Here is a 19,788-nt window from a genome sequence, read left to right on the forward strand (position 1 = left end):
CCCTCAGTTCAGCGCGAGCACGGGCTGAGCCGGTGGCGCGCCCTCAGTTCAGGGCGAGCCAGGCGACGACGGCCACCAGCAGCACCACGGCCACCGCGATGCCGGCGACCAGCGGAACCCGGGACGCCGGGGTGGCCGGGGCGGCGCCCTCCGGGGCGTGGGCGAACGCCCGGAACTGCTCTGTGTTGCCGCTCGGGTCCATGTGCTTGTCAGACATGGCCAGACCCTAGCCAAGACGGTCCACCCCGCGCCCGCCCGACCGGGCGGCACGCCGCAGGACCGCCGGATCGGCGGAGCCACCCCGACCGGGTGGCGTCGCCCACCGGTCCGGACGGCGGGGCCGCCGGGCGCGGCCGGCCGCCTACCGTGAGGGCGTGTGGGTACGCCGGCTGGTCGCCGCGACGATGATGGCGCTGCTGGCCGGCTGCGGCACGGCAACCGCCGCCCCGGGGTCCCGCGGCGCCCCGTCGGCCGGCCCCGCCCCGGCGACGGCGTACCCGGTCGGGGTGCACACCTTCACCCTCGACCCGGGCGGCGCGCGCCCGCTGCCGGTGACCGTCTGGTATCCGGCCGCCCGGGGCGGGGTGGCCCCCGGCCGGTTCCCCGTCGTCGTGTTCAGCCACGGACTGGACAGCCTGCCCGCCCTGCACGCCCCGCTGACCAGCCGGTGGGCCGCCGCCGGCTTCGTGGTCGCCGCGCCCGCGTATCCGCACACCCGGCGCGGGGCGGCCCGGTTCACCCGCGCCGACGTACGCCACCAGCCGGCCGACGGGTGGCGGCTGATCCGGCACCTGGTGCGCCTCGACACCCGCCGGGGCGACCCGCTCGCCGGCCACCTGGACGTCGCGCGGTTCGCCGCCGCCGGCCACTCGGCGGGCGGCTTCACCACCGCCGGGATGCTCACCTCCGGGCACCCGCCCCGGCTGCGGGCGGGCATCGTGCTCGCCGGGGGCGGCCTGGCCGGGGCGTTCGCCGGGCCGACCGCGCCGGTGCTGTTCGTGCACGGCGACGCCGACCCGGTCGTCGGGGTGGCGGTCGGCCGGGCCGCGTACGCCCGCACGCCCGGCCCGGCCGGGTTCCTCACCGTCACCGGGGGCGATCACGGCAGCTACCTGACCCCGGGCCGCCCCGGCTTCGCCCAGGTCCTCGCCACCACCACGGACTTCCTGCGCTGGGCGTTGTACGGCGACCGCGCCGCCCTGCGCCGCCTCCCCACGGACGCCACCCTCCCCACCCACTGGAGTTGCAAGGAAGGGCCCCCTGTTAACGCTTTCTGTATAGGAAGGGCCCCTTCCTAACAGCGCCCCGCCGGGCGGCACCCTGTCGCCCGGGGTGAGCGCTCCTTGACCTGCGGTGCGATGCGGGCCGGTGCCCCCGTCCGGCGAGGCACAATCGGTTTCATGTGCCGCCGCCGTCGTACCGCCGCCTTGCTGGCCACCGCCCTGCTCGCCGCCGGCCTGGCGGGCTGCTCGGGTGACGCGGAGCCCGCCTGGCGCGAGGCCGCCCCGACGCAGGCGCCGAAGGCGACCACCCCGGCCCCGCGCGTGCCCGCCGGCAGCGCGCCGAGCGAGAGCTTCGCCGTCGGCGTACGTCAGCTCAAGCTCAACCGCGACGGCGACCGCCCGCTGCCGGTGACGATCTGGTATCCGGCCCGGGGCGCGGCGGGCGGGACGCCGCAGCAGTCCGCGACGGCCGCGACGGGGCGCTTCCCGGTGGTGATGTTCAGCCACGGCCTCAACGGGCGGCCCGAGGACTACGAGCTGCTGCTCACCCGCTGGGCGGCGGCCGGGTTCGTGGTGGCCGCGCCGGCCTTCCCGCACACCGCCCGGGGCACCGACACCAACGTGCTGGACGTGCTGAACCAGCCGGCCGACGTGTCGTACGCGCTGACCCGGGTGCTCGCCCTGGACGCGAAGGCGGGCGACCCGCTGCGCGGCCGGCTCGCCACCGACCGGGTGGCGGCGGCGGGGCACTCGGCCGGTGGGGTGACCACGATCGGCCTGTTCACCGCCGGCCGGGACGACCGACTGGACGCCGGGGTGGTCTTCGCCGGCACCGGCCTCGGCGTGGGCACCGCGTTCGCGGGGGCCGCCGCCCCGCAGTTGTTCGTGCACGGCGAGGCCGACGAGGTGGTCGACTACGCCTCGGGCAGGGCCGCGTACGACAGGGTGCCCTGGCCGAAGGCGATGCTCAGCCTGCCGAAGGGCGACCACGGGCGAGCCCTGCTCACCGACGGCGCGGCCCTGCGGGTGGTCTCGGACACCTGCGTCGAGTTCCTGCGCTGGACCCTGTACGGGGACGCGGCGGCCAAGCGCCGGCTGCCGGACGAGGCCACCCGCGGCGGCGTGGCCACCCTCGACGACCGCCTGTAAGGAAGGGCCCCCTGTTAACGCATTCGGTATAGGAAGGGCCCCCTCCTAACAAGCTCCCGGCAGGCGGCCGGCCTCACGCCGTGTGGTCGATGACGATCTTGCCGAACGCCGCGCCCGAGTGCAGCCGGGCGAACGCCTCCTCGATCCGGCTGAACGGCACCACGCTGTCCACCACTGGGCGCACCTCGTGCTCGGCGCAGAACGTCAGCAGCTCGGTCAGCTCCCCCGGCGTGCCCATCGAGGTGCCGAGGATCTCCAGCTGCATGGCGAAGACCCGCCGCAGGTTGACCTTCGGCTCGTGCCCGGCCGTCGCACCGGAGACCACGATCCGGGCCATCGGCGCGGCCGACTTCAGGGAGTGGTCGAACGTCGCCTCGCCGACCGTCTCGATCACCACGTCGACCCGCTCGGGGAGCCGGGCGCCGGGCTCCAGCGCGGTCGCCCCCAGCTGCGCGATCCGTTCCCGCTTGCCGGCGTCGCGGCTGGTCGCGTACACCCGCTTGCCGAGCGCGACGGCGAGCGCGACGGCGGCCGTCGCGACGCCGCCGCCCGCGCCCTGGACCAGCACGGCGTCGGCCTCGTCGACCCGGCCCTTGGTGGTCAGCATCCGCCACGCGGTGAGCCAGGCCGTCGGCAGGCAGGCGGCGTCCGTCGCCGACAGGCCCGCCGGCAGGGGCAGCAGGTTCATCCGGGGTACGGCCACCCGCTCGGCGAAGGTGCCGGGGAAGTGCTCGGAGAGGATGGACATGCCGCGCGGGTCACCCGGGTCGACGACCAGCGGGAAGACCACCACCTCGGTGCCGTCCGGGGCCGTGCCGACGGCGTCGCAGCCGAGGATCATCGGCAGCCGGTCGGCACCGAGCCCGACGCCGCGCAGCGACCACAGGTCGTGGTGGTTGATCGAGCTGGCCCGCACCTGCACGGTCACCCAGTCGTCCTCGGGGTGGGTCGGCTCGGGCTGCTCGCCGACGGTCAGCGCGGCGAGCGGGTTGTCGGCGTCGAAGCTCGAGGCGAAGGCGGCACGCATGATCCGCACCGTAACAAGGAGTGGGGGTGTTAAGAAGGGGCCCCCGCTATACCGAAAGCGTTAACAGGGTGCCCCTCCTTGCACGTCAGGCGCGGGCGACGCCGTCGCGGCGGGCGGCCTCGGCGACGGCCTCAGCCACCGCGGGGGCGACGCGCGGGTCCAGCGGGGACGGCACGATCGCGTCGGCGGTGAGCGTGTCGGCCACCACCCCGGCGATCGCGTCGGCGGCGGCCACCTTCATCCCGTCGGTGATCCGGGTCGCCCGGGCGTCCAGCGCGCCCCGGAACACCCCGGGGAAGGCCAGCACGTTGTTGATCTGGTTGGGGTAGTCGCTGCGGCCGGTGGCCACGACGGCGACGTGCCGGGCGGCCACCTCGGGGTGCACCTCGGGCGTCGGGTTGGCCAGGGCGAAGACGATCCCGCCGGGGGCCATCCCGGCCACCGCCGCCTCGCAGATCTCGCCGCCGGAGACGCCGACCAGCACGTCGGCGCCGCGCAGCGCCTCCGCGATGTCGCCCGACCGCCCCTCGGCGTTGGTGTCGGCCGCGAGGTCCGCCTTGGTGCCGGTGAGGTCGGTGCGGTGCCGGCCGATGATGCCCTTCGAGTCGCAGACGACGACCCGGGCCGGGTCGACGCCGCCGGCGATGAGCATCCGGGTGACCGCCACCCCGGCCGCGCCCGCGCCGCTGACCGCCACCCGCAGGTCGCCGAGCTTGCGGTTGAGCAGCGTGGCCGCGTTGCGCAGCGCGGCGAGCACGACAATGGCGGTGCCGTGCTGGTCGTCGTGGAAGACGGGGATGTCCAGCGCCTCGTCGAGCCGGCGCTCCACCTCGAAGCAGCGCGGGGCGCTGATGTCCTCCAGGTTGATCCCGCCGAACGAGGGGGCGAGGGCCTTCACCACGGCGACGATCTCGTCCACGTCCTGGGTGTCGAGGCAGACCGGCACCGCGTCGACGTCGGCGAACTGCTTGAACAGCACCGCCTTGCCCTCCATCACCGGCAGCGCCGCGCGCGGGCCGATGTTGCCCAGCCCGAGCACGGCCGAGCCGTCCGTGACGACGGCGACGGTGTGCCCCGCCCAGGTGTAGTCGTCGGCCAGCGCCGGGTCGGCGGCGATCGCCTCGCACACCCGGGCCACCCCTGGTGTGTACGCGAGGGAGAGGTCCTCGCGGCTGCTCAGCGGGACGGTGGAGGCGACGGCCAGCTTGCCGCCGACGTGCAGTTGGAAGACGGGATCAGCGGGGTCCACGGTGGACGAAGACATGGTGACTCCAGGAATCTGTCGGGTAGACGAGGCGACCGGCGCCAGCGCGAGGTGAGGCGGCCAGCGGCGGTGGCACGGTGCGGGGGTCACCCGGATACCTGCCGAGCATAGTGTCGGGAGCACAAGTCGGATGTGAGTAGGGTCATACTCGCCGGTAGCCGGCGGGGCGGGGCAGCCGGCCCGGCCGGGGCCAGTAGCGGGCCACGACGCGGCCGTGCACGTCGGCCACGCCGTACGCCCGGGAGTCGTCGGTGACGAGGTCGTTGTCGCCGCGTACCCACCAGCCGCCGTCGGCGGGACGGACCGCGCGCTTGACCACGAGCAGCTCCGGGCGGCTGCGGAAGACCGCGACCACGACGTCGCCCGGGCGGATCGGGCGGCCCCCGCGCCGCACCAGCACGGCGTCGCCGTGGCGCAGGGTGGGTGCCATCGACGGGCCGGTCACCAGTACGGCCGTGAGCGGCCCCCGCAGCCGGTCGGCGGCGGGAGTGTCGGCGGGCACCTGTTTCACCTCCGCACCGCTGGGCAGCATCTCCAGGAGTAATGTCGTCCTGGATCATCGCAAACTTCCCATGGAGGATCCCGATGCGACTTCCGCGCATCCTCATGCCGAGCGTCACCGTCAGCGCCCACTGCGACCTGCCGTGCGGCGTCTACGACCCGGCCCAGGCCCGGATCGAGGCCGAGTCGATCAAGGCGATCGCCGAGAAGTACCAGGCGAACACCGACCCCGAGTTCCGCACCCGGGCGCTGATCATCAAGGAGCAGCGCGCCGAGCTGGTCAAGCACCACCTGTGGGTGCTGTGGACGGACTACTTCAAGCCGGCGCACTTCGAGAAGTACCCCAACCTGCACACCCTGTTCAACGAGGCCACCAAGCTCGCGGGCGCCACCGGCGCCAAGGGCAGCGCCGACCCGGCCAAGGCCGAGGAGCTGCTGGCGAAGATCGAGGAGATCTCGAAGATCTTCTGGGAGACCAAGCAGGCGTGACCCCCGGGTCCACACCGACGGTACGGCCGGCGCGTCCCGAGGACGTGCCGGCCGTCGTCGCCATGGTGCACGAGCTGGCCGCGTACGAGCGGGCCGCCGACGAGTGCCACCTGACCGCCGGGCAGCTCACCGAGGCCCTGTTCGGCCCGGCGCCCGCGCTCTTCGGGCACGTGGCCGTCGACGGGGCCGACCGGCCGCTCGGCTTCGCGTTGTGGTTCCTCAACTTCTCCACCTGGGCCGGCGTGCACGGCATCTACCTGGAGGACCTCTACGTCCGCCCCGAGGCGCGGGGCACCGGTGCGGGCCGGCGGCTGCTGGCCACCCTGGCCGCGATCTGCGTCGAGCGGGGCTACCGACGGCTCGACTGGTCGATGATCGACTGGAACCCGGCGGCCCGGTTCTACGCCTCGATCGGCGCGTCCCCCATGGCGGAGTGGGTGCCGTACCGGCTGACGGGGGCGGCCCTGACCGCGCTCGCGGCCGGCGCGACGCCACCGGCGAGCGCCGCGCCCACGCGTCCGTCCGCCTGACGGGGTAGAGTCCCCCACCGGGGGGATGAGGCGTGACTCAACTGACCGGCCAGCCAGCCACCGACGACGACATCGTGCACCTCACGGTGCCCGCCGACGGCGGTTACCTCGGCGTGCTCCGCACCGCCACGGCCGGCCTCGCCGCCCGTCTCCAGTTCGCCCTCGACGAGATCGAGGACCTGCGGATCGCCGTGGACGAGGCGTGCGCCATGCTCCTCGCGATCGCCACCCGCGACGCCGAGCTGGAGTGCCGGTTCCAGGTGACCGAGGACGCCCTGACCGTCGAGGTGACCGTGCCGACCGTGCGCGGGGCGACGCTGCCCTCCGAGTCGTCGTTCGCCTGGAAGGTGCTGACGGCCCTCACCACGGCCGCCTCGGCGAGCGCGGCCAACGGCCGGGCCACCATCTCCCTGCTGACCCGCCGCGCCGGCTACTGACCCCCGCCGCGCCGGCTCTTCTCGCCCGCCACGGGCCGCCCGGCGGGCCCGCGCCCGCCGGCTCAGGCGAGGCCGAGGGCCCGGGTGGTCGGCGGGCTGACGAGCAGCGCGCTGACGCCGAGGCCGAGCGCCATCAGCGGCACGCCGAGCCAGCCGAGCCCGCCCTGGATCATGTACCAGCCGATCGGCAGCAGCATCAGTTGCAGGACGATCGCCGGGGCGCGGGCCCCGGCGCGGCGGCGGCCGAGCGCCCCGCCGAGCGCCCAGAGGGCGGCCGCGCCGCCGAGGGCGAACGCGGTCACCAGCAGCGCCGACGGCAGGTCGGTGGTGGTGGCGGTGAGGTCGGCCCAGACGAGCCAGGCGGCGACCAGGCCGAGGGCGGCCGCCTCCGCCCGAAGCAGCCGGACCGCCCAGCGCAGCGTGGTCGGGTCCTGGTCCGAGTCGATGGTCACGCGCGCCACGATACCGGTGGTGGGGCGCGGTACAGTGCCGCCCATGCGGGCCGTCCTGGTGGTCAATCCGAAGGCCACCACCACCAGCGAACGCAGCCGGGACGTCCTGGTCCGGGCGCTGCGCAGCGAAGTCGACCTGTCGGTGCGGTACACCCGCCGGCGGGGTCACGCCATGGACCTCGCCCGGGAGGCGGCCGAGGAGGGCGTCGACCTGGTGGTGACGCTCGGGGGCGACGGCACGGTCAACGAGGTGGTCAACGGCCTGATGGCGGCCGAGCCGCCGACGATCCGCACCGGGGGCAGCCCCGCCGAGCGGCTGCCGGCGCTGGCCACCGTCCCCGGGGGCTCCACGAACGTGTTCGCCCGCGCGCTCGGCCTGCCCCGGGAGTGGCCGGAGGGCACCAGCATGATCCTGGAGGGGCTGCGGCTCGGGCGGTCCCGCACGATCGGGCTGGGCCGGGCCGACGACCGCTACTTCACCTTCTGCGCGGGCTTCGGCCTCGACGCGGCGGTGATCCACCGGGTGGAGCAGGCCCGCCGGCGCGGCCGGGTCTCCACGCCGGCGCTCTATCTGCGCTCGACGGTCAACCAGTACTTCCTCGGCTCGGACCGCCGCCATCCGACGATCTCACTGGAGCGACCCGGCGAGGTTACCGAGGGTGATCTGGCCACGGTCATCATCCAGAACACCGCGCCCTGGACGTACCTGGGCGAGCGGGAGATCAACCCGAATCCGGCGGCGTCCTTCGACCTCGGGCTCGACGTGCTGGCCATGCGGCAGCTCCGCGTGGCGAGCACGGCACGCACAGTGACCCAGTTCTTCTCCCACACGCCCAATCCGCGAGGGCGTCAGGTGCTGCAGCTGCACGACCTGGCCGAGTTCACCCTGGTCGCGAGCCGTCCTCAGGCTTTCCAGCTCGACGGGGACTATCTCGGCGAGCGGAAAAAAGTCAGATTCGCATCCGTTCCGGCCGCACTGAGAGTAATCTGCTAGGTCTCGGGTACAGCCCTTGGTCGAGCGCGGTCCCCCCACCGCTGTCGATGCGGTGGCCGCCACACCGAGGGTGAGGTGCCGGAAATGTCAGCAATGTCACGCAGACTGTACTATATTGATCCTCGACTGTGGTACGCCGGGTAACCAGGACTCCCTGCAAACCGGACAAAGGGGTCGTGAGCTTGCTCACCGCTCGGAGTTTTTCCGAGCGTCACCCTTGACATCGCGTGAGTTCGTGAAAGTATTCACAAGCGAACTTGAGTTACCGGGACATTGCTTGGACATGCTCATTGTGTTGAGGTGTTCGAGCAGGTCCCAGTGGCTACCAGAGCCTGCTCACGCAGCGCCGAATTGATGGATGCGAACCGTGACCATCGGCGTGCGGATGCATAAAGGAAAACGCACCAACGCAATATCTGCCACCCATCCAGAATGAGGAGTGTTGCCGCCATGGACTGGCGTCACCATGCTGTCTGCCGCGACGAGGACCCGGAGCTGTTCTTCCCGATCGGGACGTCCGGTCCGGCTCTCCTGCAGGTCGAGCAGGCCAAGGCCGTCTGCCGGCGCTGCTCCGTGACCGACCAGTGCCTCCAGTGGGCACTTGAGTCCGGTCAGGACGCCGGCGTCTGGGGCGGGATGAGCGAGGAGGAGCGGCGCGCCGTCAAGCGCCGCGGTGGCCTCCGGGTGCTGCGCGCTCACTCCGCCTGACCTACTGCACGCACCACAGCTCCACGCCCCGACAGGGCAACCCCTGTCGGGGCGTTCTGCTGTGCGGAGCCCTCGCGCCCCGCTGCGCCCTCGCCGGGGCCGCAGCCGCCCGGCCCGCGCGTCGGGCCGCCCGGATCACTCGACGGGCGCGGCGTCCGCCCGACGCAGCACCAGATCGGCCAGCTCCGGGGCGTCGGTGAGCGGCCCGGAGACGGTCACCGCGCCGGCCGCCCGCGCCCCCGCCAGCACCGCGTCGTGGAAGAGCCCCGGGGCCAGGAAGTACGCCGACACGGCCACCCGCCGCGCGCCCGCCGCGCGCAGCCGGGACACCGCCGCGCCCGCGTCCGGCGGGGCCGCCGAGGCGTACGACACGCGGCAGGGCACCCCGAGTTCCGCGCCGAGCGCCGCCGCGACCCGGCCCACCGAGCCCCGCGCCCGGGGATCCCGGGTGCCCGCGGCGGCGAGTACCAGCGCGTCGAACCGGCCGGGTTCCGCCTCCGCCAGCCGCCGCCGCAGCCCGGCCAGCAGCGCCCCGTCGACCACGCCGTCGGCCGGGCCGAGCACGTCGGAGACGCGCACGTCGATCGGCGGGCCCGACTCCCGGGCCGCCGCGACCGCCGCCGGGACGTCCACCCGCCGGTGGTACGCGGCGGTGAGCAGCAGCGGCACCAGCACCGCCCGGGGATGCCCGGCCGCCGCCAGCGACCGCAGCACCTCCGTCGGCCCCGGGTCCGTGTGGTCCAGCCAACTCGCCGACACGGCCACGCCGGGGCGGACGGCCGCGACCGCCCGGGCCAGCGCCCGGGTCGCCTCGGCCGCCCGAGGGTCCCGGCTGCCGTGCGCCACCAGGACCACCGGGTCGCCGGCCGCGACCGACCGCACCCGGGGGCCGGACACGGTCAGAGGTGCAGCCCGCACTCGGTCTTCTCGAACATCGCCCAACGACCGGCCCGGGGGTCCTCCCCCGCCTTCGTGCGGCGGGTGCAGGGCCAGCAGCCGATCGAGCCGTAGCCGCGCTTGAACAGCTCGTTCACCGGGATGTCGTGCCGGGCGATGTAGGCGTCCACGTCGGCCTGCTTCCAGGCGGCGATCGGGTTCACCTTCACCCTGCCCCGGCGGGCGTCGAACGTCACCACCGGCGTGTTGGCCCGGGTCGGCGACTCGTCGCGGCGCAGCCCGGCGGCCCAGGCGTCGTACCCGGCCAGCGCCCGCTCCAGCGGCTCGACCTTGCGCAGCTGGCAGCAGTCGTCCGGCGAACGGTTGAACAGCCGGGGACCGTACTCGCCGTCCTGCTGGCCGACGGTGAGCCGGGGCCGGATCGACCGGACGTTGACGGGCAGCCGGCGGGCCACCTCGTCGCGCACCCGCAGCGTCTCCGGGAAGTGCAGGCCGGTGTCGAGGAAGACCACGTCGACCCCGGGCGCGACCCGGGAGACCAGGTGGGCCAGCACGGCGTCCGCCATCGAGCTGGTCACGCAGAACCGGTCGCCGAACGTCTCGGCCGCCCAGCGGGCGATCTCCAGCGCCGGAGCGCCCTCCAGCTCCCGGCCGGCCCGCTCGGCCAGCTCCCGCAGCTCCTGCGGGCTGCGCCGGGCGGGATCGGCGGGAGTCGGGCCGCCGGGGCCGACCAGCCCCAGGGTCGCGGCCGACACCAGGGCGGTCACCGGGTCACCGCCTCGGTCAGCAGGCCGGTGAACTTCACCGTGAACACCCGGGCGCAGGCGTGGCACTCCCACGCGCCGTGCCCGGCCTCGCTCGGCCGCAGGTCCTCCTCGCCGCAGTAGGGGCAGTACAGCGGCGCGGAACGAGTCTCACTCATCGGAGTTCCTCCTCGTCTACCCTGATCACCCAGTTGGCGAAGGACTCGCCCTCGGTCCGGCTCGCCAGGTAGCGGCGGGCGAGCCGTTCCACGTACTCCGGAAGCTCGTCGGCGGTGGTCTTCAGGCCGCGCAGCTTGCGGCCGAAACCGGCGGTCTGGCCCTGTGCCATGCCCAGGCCGCCGCCCAGGTGCACCTGAAAGCCCTCGACCTGGCGGCCGTCCGGGCCGACCACGAGCTGCCCCTTGAGGCCGATGTCGGCGACCTGGGTGCGGGCGCAGGCGTTCGGGCAGCCGTTGAGGTGGATGGAGATGTCCGCGTCGAAGTCGCGCAGGCGCTCCTCCAGCCGGGCCACCAGCTCCTCCCCGCGCGCCTTCGTCTCGACGATGGCCAGCTTGCAGAACTCGATGCCGGTGCAGGCCATCGTGCCGCGCCGCCAGGCCGACGGCCGGGCCTCAAGGCCGATCGTGCTCAGCTCGGCCACCAGCGAGTTGGTCTGCTCCGGGGGCACGTCCAGGACCAGGAGCTTCTGGTACGGGGTGAGCCGCACCCGGCCGCTGCCGTGCGCCTCGACCACGTCGGCGAGCCGGGCGAGCTGCGTGCCGGAGACCCGGCCCACCACCGGGGCGGCCCCGACGTAGGCGCGCCCGTCGCGCTGGCGGTGCACCCCGATGTGGTCGACCGGCTTGGCGGGCAGCTCCGGGGCGGGCCCGTCGAGCAGCGTGCGGCCCAGGTATTCCTTCTCCAGCACCTCGCGGAACTTCTCCACGCCCCAGTCGGCGACGAGGAACTTCAGCCGGGCCCGGTTGCGCAGCCGGCGGTAGCCGTAGTCGCGGAAGATGCCGACCACGCCGGCCCAGACGTCCGGCACCTCGGTCAGCGGCACCCAGACGCCGAGCCGCTTGGCCAGCATCGGGTTGGTGGACAGGCCGCCGCCGACCCAGACGTCGAAGCCGGGGCCGTGCTCCGGGTGGTCGACGCCCAGGAAGGCGATGTCGTTCGCCTCGTACGGGGTGTCCACCAGCCAGGAGATCGACGTCTTGAACTTGCGGGGCAGGTTGGAGAAGCGCTTGTCGCCGACGTACCGCCGGACGATCTCCTCCAGCGCCGGGGTGGGGTCGAGCAGCTCGGCCTCGGCCACCCCGGCGACCGGGCTGCCGAGCACGATGCGCGGGCAGTCGCCGCACGCCTCGGTGGTCTGCAGGCCCACCGACTCCAGCCGACGCCAGATCTCCGGCATGTCCTCGACCCGGATCCAGTGGTACTGGATGTTCTGCCGGTCGGTGATGTCGGCGGTGTCCCGGGCGAACTCCCGGGAGATGTCCGCGACCACCCGGAGCTGGTCCAGGGTGAGCTGGCCGCCGTCGACCCGGACGCGGAGCATGAAGAACTCGTCTTCCAGCTCGTGCGGCTCCAGCACGGCGGTGCGCCCGCCGTCGATGCCGGCCTTGCGCTGGGTGTAGAGGCCCCACCAGCGGAACCGGCCGCGCAGGTCCTGCGGGTCGATCGAGGCGAAGCCCCCGTGGGCGTAGATGTTCTCGATCCGGGCCCGGACGTTCAGCGGATCGTCGTCCTTCTTGATCCGCTCGTTGGCGTTGAGCGGCTCGCGGTGGCCGAGCGCCCACTGGCCCTCCCCACGGGGGCGGCGGGGCGCCCGCGCGACGGGTGCCGTGGGTGCCTCGGGTCGGGCGGGGGTGCTGCTGACCGCCATCGCGGCGTCCTCCGTTGTCTGCTGTGCCTCTGGACGCGGGCGCGCGGCCGGCCCGTGGGACGGGGCCGTGGACAGCGGTGTCGGACGGCCGGCGCGACTACGCGCCCGAGACGGATGGGTCGGGCGTCGTCAGTGGGCCGGACAGATGGCGCTGCGCACGCGGCCGTAGTCGACGTGGCGACGGGCCACGAAGCGACGGACGACAGCGGCAAGCATGCGACCATGCTCGCACACCGGCGGTGGACCTACCACCGACCGTGAGTGTGATCCCACATCACGGGCCACCGATGCGCCACCGCGCCGACACCGCCCCCGAACAGGCCAAGCACCCCTCGCCCCGGTGATCAAGAGGAAAGCGTCAGAGTTGATCTCGACGGTGACGCTTTCCTCTTGATCACCGGGTTGGGGGCCGGGGTGGGGGCGTGGGCCGTTCGGGTGTGGAAGGCTCGGCATCGTGGGCGGATTGCCTGTAAGGCGGCATTTGCCGGGGTGGCTCGGCGCGGTCTGGCTGTGGCCGACCCTGGCGACGCTGGCGGTCACCGGCGCGGAGATCGGCTCGGCCCAGCCGTGGCGCGACGAGTTGGCCACCTGGAGCGCCGCCACCCGGCCGCTGGGCGACCTGGCCCGGATGGCCGGCACCATCGACGCGGCCACCTGGCCGTACTACCTGTTCATGCACGGCTGGGTGACGCTCTGCGGGGACTCCCCCGCCGCGCTGCGGCTGCCGTCGGCGCTGGCCATGGCGGGAACGGCCGGGCTCGCCGCCGCGCTCGGCGCACGGCTGCTCGGGCGACCCGCCGGCCTGACCGGTGGCCTGCTGTTCGCGGCCCTGCCCGGCACCTCCCGGTACGCCCAGGAGGCCCGCCCGTACGCCTTCGTCGCCCTCTTCGCGGTGTTGGCGACACTGCTGCTGGTCCGAGCGCTGGAGCGGCCCGGCTGGCGGCGCTGGGCCGGGTACGCCGCGGCCGTGGCCGCCCTCGGCCTGGCCCACCTGGTCGCTCTCACCCTGCTCGCCGCCCACGCGGCAGCCGTGCTGGCCGCCGGCCGCACCTCCTCTGGCGCTGTCCCGGGCACCGCCGACCGGGCCACCCACGGCGCCGCCGACCGGGCCGCTCCGGGCACCGCCGACCGGGCCACCCACGGCGCCGCCGACCGGGCCATTCCGGTCACCGCCGACCGGGACGCACCAGGCAGCGCCGACCGGGCCGTCCCGGGCACCGCCCACCTGGCCGCCCATGGTGCCGCCGACCGGGCCGGCCTTCGCCCGGACGCCGGCCGCCGGTCGCGTCGACCGGTGTGGGGCTGGCTGCTCGCGCTCCTGCCGGCGGCGGTCGTGTTGACCCCCCTGGTGCTACTGGCGGCGGGGCAGCGGGGACGGCAGCTCGACTGGGTGGACCAGGCCCGCCCCGCCGACCTTGTCGCCCTGCCCGGCGCGCTGACCCAGAGCGGCGCGGTGGGCGGGCTGCTGCTGGGTCTGGCCGCCCTGGGTGCCGCCCGGTCGGGCCGGGCCGGGCTGCTTCCCGCCGCCTGCCTCGTCCTGCCGGTGGCCCTGGTCTTCCTGGCCGGGCTGGCCGTACCGCTGTGGGTGCCGCGCTACCTGTTCTTCGTCGTGCCGTTCGTCTGCCTGCTGGCCGGGGCGGCGCTGGCCACGGCGGTGCTGCCGGCGGCGCTGGCCGTGGTGCTCCTCGCCGGCCTGCTCGGCCTGCCCGACCAGGCGGCGCTGCGGCACAGCCACGAGTGGCCACGGGGCGCGCTGGTCGACTACCGGGGGGCGGCCCGGGTGGTCGACGCGGGCCGCCGGCCCGGTGACGTGATCGTCTTCTCGCCCCGGGACGGCTGGCTCTTCACCGACCTCGGCATCGGCTACCACCTCGGCGACCGGCAGCCCCGGGACGCGCTGGCCGTACGGGGCCGCGACGCGCGCGGCGACTACTGGGCCGACGAGTGCCCGGACCCGGCCGCCTGCCTGGCCGGGGCGCGGCGGGTCTGGCTGGTGGTCGCCGGCCGGCGAACGGACCCGGTCGCCGCGGTACCCGGCGCGAAAGGGACGGCGCTACGGGACGACGGCTTCGCCGTCGAGCGGGTCTGGCAGCGCCCCGGCCTGACCGTGGCACTACTCACCCGCTGAGCCGGCCTGCCCGGCTGCCCGGCCCCTCGGCCGTCCGGCCGCCCCGGGATCGCCCGCGTCATGTCGGCGACATGGCGGTATCCGGGGCGGTGGGATGCCACCATGTCGCCGACATGGAGTCGATCAAGCGGCCTCGGCCCGACGGGCGGGGCGGCGCGGGGCAGGACGGCGCGAGGCGGCGCGGCGCGGAGCAGGGCGGTGCGGGGCACCTGGGCGTCAGGAGCGGACGAGGGGGACCACCAGTACCGCCTCGGTGCCGCCCTCCGCGCCGTTGCGCAGCTCGATGGTGCCGCGCAGCTCGCCGGTCACCAGCGCCCGGACGATCTGGAGCCCGAGCCGGCTGCCGCGCTCGGCGTCGAACCCGGCCGGCAGGCCACGCCCGTTGTCGGCGACGGTGACGTGCAGCTGCTTGCGGAACCGGTGTGCCGACACGACCACCTCGGGTGGCACCGTCGACTCGACCCCGGCGGCGGCCTGCGGAAGGACCCCGCCCGACCCGGACCCCTCGGCCAACCCGGAACCCCCGCCCGACTCGGAACCGCCAGCCGACCCGGAAACCCCGGCCGTCCCGGAAGCGCCAGCCGACCCGGAACCACTTCCACCGGCCACCGCTGCGCCCCCGGTCGCCCCGGCCGCCCCGGAAGCGCCGGCAAGCCCGGCGGACCCAGACCCGACGCCCACCCCAGCGGCCCCGGCACCGCCGCTGGCCTCCGCCCCAGCACCGCCGCTGACCTCCGCCCCGGTCGAGGATCCGGCCGAGGATCCGGTCGTGGGCACAGCCGGAGGCCCGGTCGGGGACTCAGCGGCCGGCGGGAAGCCGTGCTCGACGGCGTTGAGCAGCAACTCGTTGAGGACCATGACCAGCGAGGTGGCGATCTCGGCCGGCAGCACGCCGAAGCTGCCCCGGCGGCGCATGCCGACGGTCTGCTCGGTCGCGGCGACCTCGGTCGCCGCGCTGGCCACCCGGTCGACGATGCCGTCGAACTCGACCGCCTCGTCGCTGGACATGGAGAGCGTCTCGTGCACCAGGGCGATGGAGGCGACGCGGCGTACGGACTCCTCCAGGGCGACCCTGGCCTCCGGCATGGCCACCCGGCGGGCCTGGAGGCGCAACAGCGCGGCGACGGTCTGCAGGTTGTTCTTCACCCGGTGGTGGATCTCCCGGATGGTGGCGTCCTTGGTGATCAGGGCGCGGTCGCGGCGACGTACCTCGGTGATGTCGCGGACCAGGACCAGCGCGCCGATCGGCACCCCGGCGGGCATCAGCGGCAGGGCCCGGGTGAGCATGGTCGCGCCCCGGGCGTCGATCTCCCGCCGGGGCGGGCCCTCACCGCGCAGCGCGGCGAGGATGCCGTTGGCCGCTTCGGTGCCCTCCAGGGGGTCGCCGGCCAGCCGGCGGTGCAGCTTGGCCAGGTCCTCCCCCACCAGGTGTGCGGCGAAGCCGAGCCGCCGGTACGCGGACTGCGCGTTGGGGCTGGCGTAGGTGACCTTGCCGCCGGCGTCGAGCCGGACGAGGCCGTCGCCGACCCGGGGCGCGGACGTCGTCTCCCCGGGGTGCCGGGGCGGCGGGAACGTGCCGTCGGCGATCATCTGGGCGAGGTCGTCGGCGGTCGTCAGGTAGTTCAGTTCGAGCTGGCTGGGCGTGCGGGCGGTGGAGAGGTTGGTGTCCCGGCCGACGACCGCGATCACCTCGCCGGCCTCCCCGTCGGCGGTGCGCAACCGGACCGGGATCGCCTCGTGCCGGGCGGGCACGTCGCCGTACCAGACCGGGTCGCCCTCCCGCCAGATCCGGCCCTGGCCGTACGCGACCTCCAGGTGGGCCACCTCGGGCCCGCCGACGATCCGCCCCACCTGGTCGTCCTGGTACGCGGTGGGCGCGGTCGTCGGGCGGACCTGGGCCACGCAGAGGAAGGTGCCGTCGCGGTCCACCGGCACCCACAGCAGCAGGTCGGCGAAGGACAGGTCGGACAGCAGCTGCCAGTCTCCGGCGATCCGGTGCAGGTGGTCGATGTCGGCGGGGCGGAGCTGGGTGTGCTCCTCGGCGAGGTCGCGCAACGTGGACACGATGCACAGCGTGCCACGCCCAGGCGGGCCCCGTCCCGCTGGCCGGCCGGGCTCACACCGGTCGACCCGCGCGCCGGCCCGCCCGGCTCACCTCCGCCGGCCCGCCCCACGTCCGCCGGCCCGGCCGGCTCATCTCCCCCGGCCCGCCCACGTCCGCCGGCCGGCCCGGGGCGCTCACATCGTCGCGGTGACCTTCTTCAGGCCGCGCGGCGCGTCGGGGTCCTCGCCCCGGGCCAGGGCCAGCGCCAGGGCGAGGCGCTGCAACGGCAGGATGTCCAGCAGCGGGGCGTACCGCTCGTCGACCTCGGGGACGGCCATCCGGGTGGCCCCCTGCACGTCGGCCGAGCCGACCACGACCACGTCGGCGCGGCGCTCGCCGAGGCGGGGCAGCACCTCGCCCATGGACCGGCCGCCGGGGCCGGAGCCGACCACGGCCAGCACCGGCACGTCCGGGTCGGTCATCGCGAGCGGGCCGTGCAGCAGGTCCGCGCCGGAGAAGGCGAGCGCCGGCAGGTACGAGGTCTCCATCAGCTTGAGCGCCGCCTCCCGGGCGGTCGGGTACGCGTATCCCCGGCCGGTGGTGACGAGCTGGGCGGCGAACCGGTAGCGGGGCGCGAGCTGGGCCGGGGTGGGGTCGTCGAGGGTGCGGGCGGCCAGCTCGGGCAGGGCGGCCAGGGCGGCGCGCTCGGCGGCGGGCAGCGCCCCGTTGCCGGCCCGGACGCCCTCCACGAGCAGCAGCAGGGCGAGCAGCTCCGCCGTGTACGTCTTGGTGGCCGCCACGGCCCGCTCGTGTCCGGCGGCGATGTCGACGCTCAGCTCGGCGATCCCGGCCAGCGGCGAGTCGGGGTTGTTGGTCACGGCGAGGGTGAGCGCGCCGGACGCGCGGGCGGTGCGCAGCACCTCGGCCAGGTCGGGTGAGCCGCCGCTCTGGCTGACGCCGACGACCAGCGCGTCGGACAGGTCGGGACGCGCGCCGAAGAGGGTGACCGCGCTGGGCGAGGCGAGCCCGGCGGGCAGGCCGAGCCGGATCTCGGTCAGGTACGCCCCGTAGAGGGCGGCGTGGTCGGAGGTGCCCCGGGCGGTGAAGACCACGTGCCGGGGGCGGCGCTGCGCGACGACGGCGGCCACCTCGGCGATCGCCCCGGCGTGCTCGGCGGAGAGCAGCCGCTCGTAGCCGGCCGGCTGCTCGGAGATGTCGGCGGCCATGCCGGCCCCTGCACGCGTCACGGAGTGCCCCTTTCCCTGCGCGATTGCCGCGCGTTCCCTGCTCAGTCTTGCATGTTTTGGCGTACGTGAACAATCTTGCGAGCAGCATTGCGCAGTGGATCACCAAGCCGAGCCAACATCACCTACGCTTGCCCGACCCGGCGACACTGCGACGGGGGACGCATCCGCCGCCCGGCCACCCGCACCTACCACCGAGAGGCCCACGTGTCCGAGGGAAGGGACGATCCCCCGCTGTCGGCGGAGGAGGAGCTGGCCCTGGCCCGGCTCGCGCTGGACGAGGGTGACCTGGCGCACGCCGCCGGGCACGTCGCCGGCGCGCTGACCCGGTCGCCCACCCTGCCCGAGGTGCACGAGACGCTGGCCCGGCTGGCCGCCGTCAGCGGCGGCGGCCTCGACCTGTTCCCCCTGCACCAGCGCGCCTTCGTCGGCACGGTGGTGGCCCGGGCGCACCTGCTCGCCGCGGCGGGGCGGCCCGCCGAGGGGCTGGAGCTGCTGGCCGCCGCCACCGGGCACGACCGCAGCGCCGACTGGGCCGGGGTGCCCTGGGTGACGGCACCGGAGCTGCCCGAGCGGCTCGACCCGGAGGGCATCGCCCAGGTGCTGATGCAGGTGTGCGCCGCCACGCCCGACCCGGTGCCGCGCGCCGACCGGGCGCCCCTGACGCCGTACCTCACCCTGGCCCGCAACGCGGTCACCGTCCATCCCGAGCACGCCCTGCTGCTGGGCGCGGCGTCCGCGCTGGCCCGGCGCCTCGGCGAGGTCACCCTGGCGGTCCGCTGGGCGAGCCGCGGCGTACGGGTGCGCCCGTCGAAGCTCGGCGAGGTCTGGCTCGGGTACGCGTACCGCAGCGCCGGCCGCACCCGGGAGGCCCTCGCCGCGCTCGGCAGGGCCGTCGACCACGACCCGGACGACCTCGCCGTCTACGCCGACATCGCCGGCACGCTGGCCGACACCGGCCGGCTCGACGAGGCCCTGGAGTGGACCGACCGTGCCCTCGCCCGGAACCCCGCCTTCGACTGCGCCGTGCACACCGCGCACCGGCTGCGCTTCCAGCGCGACGGCGACGTGGCGCACCTGGTGGCGCTGGCCGACTTCGTCCGCGACCATCCCGACGACTCGCACGAGCACGGCGACCTCGCCGAGTGCTGCCGCAGCCGGCCGTGGCTGGGTCAGGTCACCCCGGCCGCCGGGGCGGCGGTCGCCGTGCTGCGCCACGCCCTGGCCGCCGAGCAGGACGCCCTCGGCGCGACCGTACGGCTGGAGACACTGGAGCCGCCGAGCGCCCTGCGCACCGTGGCGGCGGCCGCGCCCGACCTGCGGGTCGAGGTGGCGGAGGTGGCCGAGCCGGATCCGCGCGAGCCCCGCCGGGCCACCGACCGGCCGCTGTGGCGCTGGGACGGCACCGTCGCCGCCCCGGCGGTGCCGGCGCCCTCGGCCGAGGCGGCGGACCGCATCCGGCAGCTCGCCCACCCGGCGTGGCCGCACCCTCCGGCGGCGTACGACGCGGCGGTCGGCCTGGCCACGCTGGGGCTGCCCGACCTGCTCGGGCTGCTGGTGCACCCGCCCGCGGCCCCGCCGACCGGGCTGGGCCGGGTGCTGGCCGGGCAGGACCCGTCGCTCTGGGTGCGCTGCGTGCAGGTGTGGGCGTGCCTGGGCCTGCTGCACCACCGCACGGACGAGCCGTGGGCGTCCTCCACCCGTCGCCGGACGCTGGTCGAGCTGGTCTGGGGGGTGGAGGACTGGATCACCGAGGCCGCCCTGTTCGCCCTGGTCACCGCCGCCTGGGTGGACCCCTCGGTCCGCGAGGACGTGGCCGGCGTGGTGGCCGACCGGCTCGCCGACGCGGCGGCGGTGGCCCGGGACCGGAGCGTGCCGATCGCGGTCTCGCTGGCGTACCTGGCGCTGGCCACCCCGGCCCTCGACCCGGCCACGGCCGCGCTGGCCGGCGAGCTGATCTCCGGCCCGGCGGCGGACCGGTCCCGACCGGGCCGGCTGCGCCGCCTCTGGGACCGCCTCACCCGCCGCCGGGGCTGAGGCCGGCCCCGGCGGCGCTGCCGACCCGGGCCG

Annotated in this window: 20 protein-coding genes; 9 read left to right on the forward strand and 11 right to left on the reverse strand. The window is 75.3% G+C overall.

From position 1 onward, the window contains the following. Positions 1–43: 43 nt before the first annotated feature. The gene (locus GA0070558_RS33280) at positions 44–217 is read right to left on the reverse strand and encodes a hypothetical protein (protein WP_176734124.1); all 174 of its coding nucleotides are present in this window, start codon (positions 215–217) and stop codon (positions 44–46) included. A 187-nt stretch (positions 218–404) separates the two neighbouring features. Here GA0070558_RS33280 and GA0070558_RS06795 point away from each other — a divergent pair, with 187 nt between their 5' ends. Both GA0070558_RS06795 and GA0070558_RS06800 read left to right on the forward strand, forming a co-directional pair. Next, on the forward strand, positions 405–1,298 hold the full coding sequence (locus GA0070558_RS06795; protein ID WP_439709572.1) for an alpha/beta hydrolase family protein: 894 nt from the start codon (positions 405–407) through the stop codon (positions 1,296–1,298). Between the two features lie 102 nt (positions 1,299–1,400). Then, positions 1,401–2,372: an alpha/beta hydrolase family protein gene (locus tag GA0070558_RS06800; protein ID WP_091276922.1), complete on the forward strand. Its 972-nt coding sequence runs from the start codon at positions 1,401–1,403 to the stop codon at positions 2,370–2,372. 73 nt (positions 2,373–2,445) lie between these two features. Here GA0070558_RS06800 and GA0070558_RS06805 read toward each other — a convergent pair whose 3' ends face one another. From GA0070558_RS06805 to GA0070558_RS06815, 3 genes are all read right to left on the reverse strand, one after another. Beyond that, complete coding sequence (locus GA0070558_RS06805; RefSeq protein ID WP_176734125.1) at positions 2,446–3,408, reverse strand: zinc-binding dehydrogenase; 963 nt, start codon at positions 3,406–3,408, stop codon at positions 2,446–2,448. Positions 3,409–3,484: 76 nt separating this feature from the next. Next, the gene (locus tag GA0070558_RS06810; protein WP_077938469.1) at positions 3,485–4,663 is read right to left on the reverse strand and encodes an NAD(P)-dependent malic enzyme; all 1,179 of its coding nucleotides are present in this window, start codon (positions 4,661–4,663) and stop codon (positions 3,485–3,487) included. 142 nt (positions 4,664–4,805) lie between these two features. Beyond that, on the reverse strand, positions 4,806–5,195 hold the full coding sequence (locus GA0070558_RS06815) for a S24/S26 family peptidase (protein ID WP_091276925.1): 390 nt from the start codon (positions 5,193–5,195) through the stop codon (positions 4,806–4,808). 53 nt (positions 5,196–5,248) lie between these two features. Between GA0070558_RS06815 and sodN the strand changes: the two genes are divergently transcribed. The 3 genes from sodN to GA0070558_RS06830 are packed head-to-tail and all read left to right on the forward strand — an operon-like array spanning position 5,249 to position 6,620. Next, the gene (gene sodN / locus GA0070558_RS06820) at positions 5,249–5,653 is read left to right on the forward strand and encodes a superoxide dismutase, Ni (protein ID WP_091276928.1); all 405 of its coding nucleotides are present in this window, start codon (positions 5,249–5,251) and stop codon (positions 5,651–5,653) included. Continuing rightward, positions 5,650–6,183: a GNAT family N-acetyltransferase gene (locus tag GA0070558_RS06825; protein WP_077938468.1), complete on the forward strand. Its 534-nt coding sequence runs from the start codon at positions 5,650–5,652 to the stop codon at positions 6,181–6,183. The genes sodN and GA0070558_RS06825 overlap by 4 nt, the downstream gene beginning before the upstream one ends. 32 nt (positions 6,184–6,215) lie before the next feature. Next, positions 6,216–6,620 (forward strand): ATP-binding protein, encoded by a 405-nt coding sequence (locus GA0070558_RS06830; RefSeq protein WP_043965908.1) that lies wholly within the window; start codon positions 6,216–6,218, stop codon positions 6,618–6,620. A 62-nt stretch (positions 6,621–6,682) separates the two neighbouring features. On the opposite strand, the gene GA0070558_RS06835 is transcribed toward GA0070558_RS06830, so the two are convergent. Continuing rightward, positions 6,683–7,117, reverse strand: coding sequence for a hypothetical protein (locus GA0070558_RS06835; protein ID WP_439709570.1), 435 nt, complete (start codon positions 7,115–7,117; stop codon positions 6,683–6,685). Between GA0070558_RS06835 and GA0070558_RS06840 the strand changes: the two genes are divergently transcribed. After that, positions 7,116–8,066, forward strand: a complete 951-nt coding sequence (locus GA0070558_RS06840) for a diacylglycerol/lipid kinase family protein (RefSeq protein ID WP_091277190.1) — start codon at positions 7,116–7,118, stop codon at positions 8,064–8,066. The genes GA0070558_RS06835 and GA0070558_RS06840 overlap by 2 nt on opposite strands. A gap of 450 nt (positions 8,067–8,516) precedes the next feature. Continuing rightward, the gene (locus tag GA0070558_RS06845; protein WP_007072794.1) at positions 8,517–8,774 is read left to right on the forward strand and encodes a WhiB family transcriptional regulator; all 258 of its coding nucleotides are present in this window, start codon (positions 8,517–8,519) and stop codon (positions 8,772–8,774) included. 135 nt (positions 8,775–8,909) lie between these two features. Here the strand turns inward: GA0070558_RS06845 and GA0070558_RS06850 are convergent, their stop codons facing one another. The 4 genes from GA0070558_RS06850 to GA0070558_RS06860 are packed head-to-tail and all read right to left on the reverse strand — an operon-like array spanning position 8,910 to position 12,302. Further along, complete coding sequence (locus tag GA0070558_RS06850; protein WP_077938466.1) at positions 8,910–9,671, reverse strand: sirohydrochlorin chelatase; 762 nt, start codon at positions 9,669–9,671, stop codon at positions 8,910–8,912. 2 nt (positions 9,672–9,673) lie between these two features. Continuing rightward, on the reverse strand, positions 9,674–10,438 hold the full coding sequence (locus GA0070558_RS06855; RefSeq protein WP_043965904.1) for a phosphoadenylyl-sulfate reductase: 765 nt from the start codon (positions 10,436–10,438) through the stop codon (positions 9,674–9,676). Further along, on the reverse strand, positions 10,435–10,593 hold the full coding sequence (locus GA0070558_RS33285) for a hypothetical protein (RefSeq protein WP_176734126.1): 159 nt from the start codon (positions 10,591–10,593) through the stop codon (positions 10,435–10,437). The genes GA0070558_RS06855 and GA0070558_RS33285 overlap by 4 nt, the downstream gene beginning before the upstream one ends. After that, a complete protein-coding gene (locus GA0070558_RS06860; RefSeq protein WP_077938465.1) occupies positions 10,590–12,302 on the reverse strand; it encodes a nitrite/sulfite reductase in 1,713 nt (570 codons plus the stop codon). Before GA0070558_RS06860 ends, GA0070558_RS33285 begins: the two co-directional genes overlap by 4 nt. A gap of 454 nt (positions 12,303–12,756) precedes the next feature. Here GA0070558_RS06860 and GA0070558_RS06865 point away from each other — a divergent pair, with 454 nt between their 5' ends. Beyond that, positions 12,757–14,430 carry a glycosyltransferase family 39 protein gene (locus tag GA0070558_RS06865; protein WP_439709571.1) on the forward strand — a complete coding sequence of 558 codons (1,674 nt, stop codon included), beginning with the start codon at positions 12,757–12,759 and terminating at the stop codon, positions 14,428–14,430. Positions 14,431–14,646: 216 nt separating this feature from the next. Here GA0070558_RS06865 and GA0070558_RS06870 read toward each other — a convergent pair whose 3' ends face one another. Both GA0070558_RS06870 and GA0070558_RS06875 read right to left on the reverse strand, forming a co-directional pair. After that, complete coding sequence (locus tag GA0070558_RS06870) at positions 14,647–16,494, reverse strand: histidine kinase N-terminal domain-containing protein (protein ID WP_091276934.1); 1,848 nt, start codon at positions 16,492–16,494, stop codon at positions 14,647–14,649. 174 nt (positions 16,495–16,668) lie between these two features. Continuing rightward, complete coding sequence (locus GA0070558_RS06875; protein WP_091276937.1) at positions 16,669–17,700, reverse strand: SIS domain-containing protein; 1,032 nt, start codon at positions 17,698–17,700, stop codon at positions 16,669–16,671. Positions 17,701–17,925: 225 nt separating this feature from the next. On the opposite strand from GA0070558_RS06875, the gene GA0070558_RS06880 reads away from it, so the two are divergent. Beyond that, the gene (locus tag GA0070558_RS06880) at positions 17,926–19,755 is read left to right on the forward strand and encodes a tetratricopeptide repeat protein (RefSeq protein WP_091276939.1); all 1,830 of its coding nucleotides are present in this window, start codon (positions 17,926–17,928) and stop codon (positions 19,753–19,755) included. The last annotated feature ends 33 nt before the right edge of the window (positions 19,756–19,788 follow it).

It is taken from the genome of Micromonospora haikouensis (genome assembly GCF_900091595.1).
Taxonomy (GTDB): Bacteria; Actinomycetota; Actinomycetes; order Mycobacteriales; family Micromonosporaceae; genus Micromonospora; species Micromonospora haikouensis.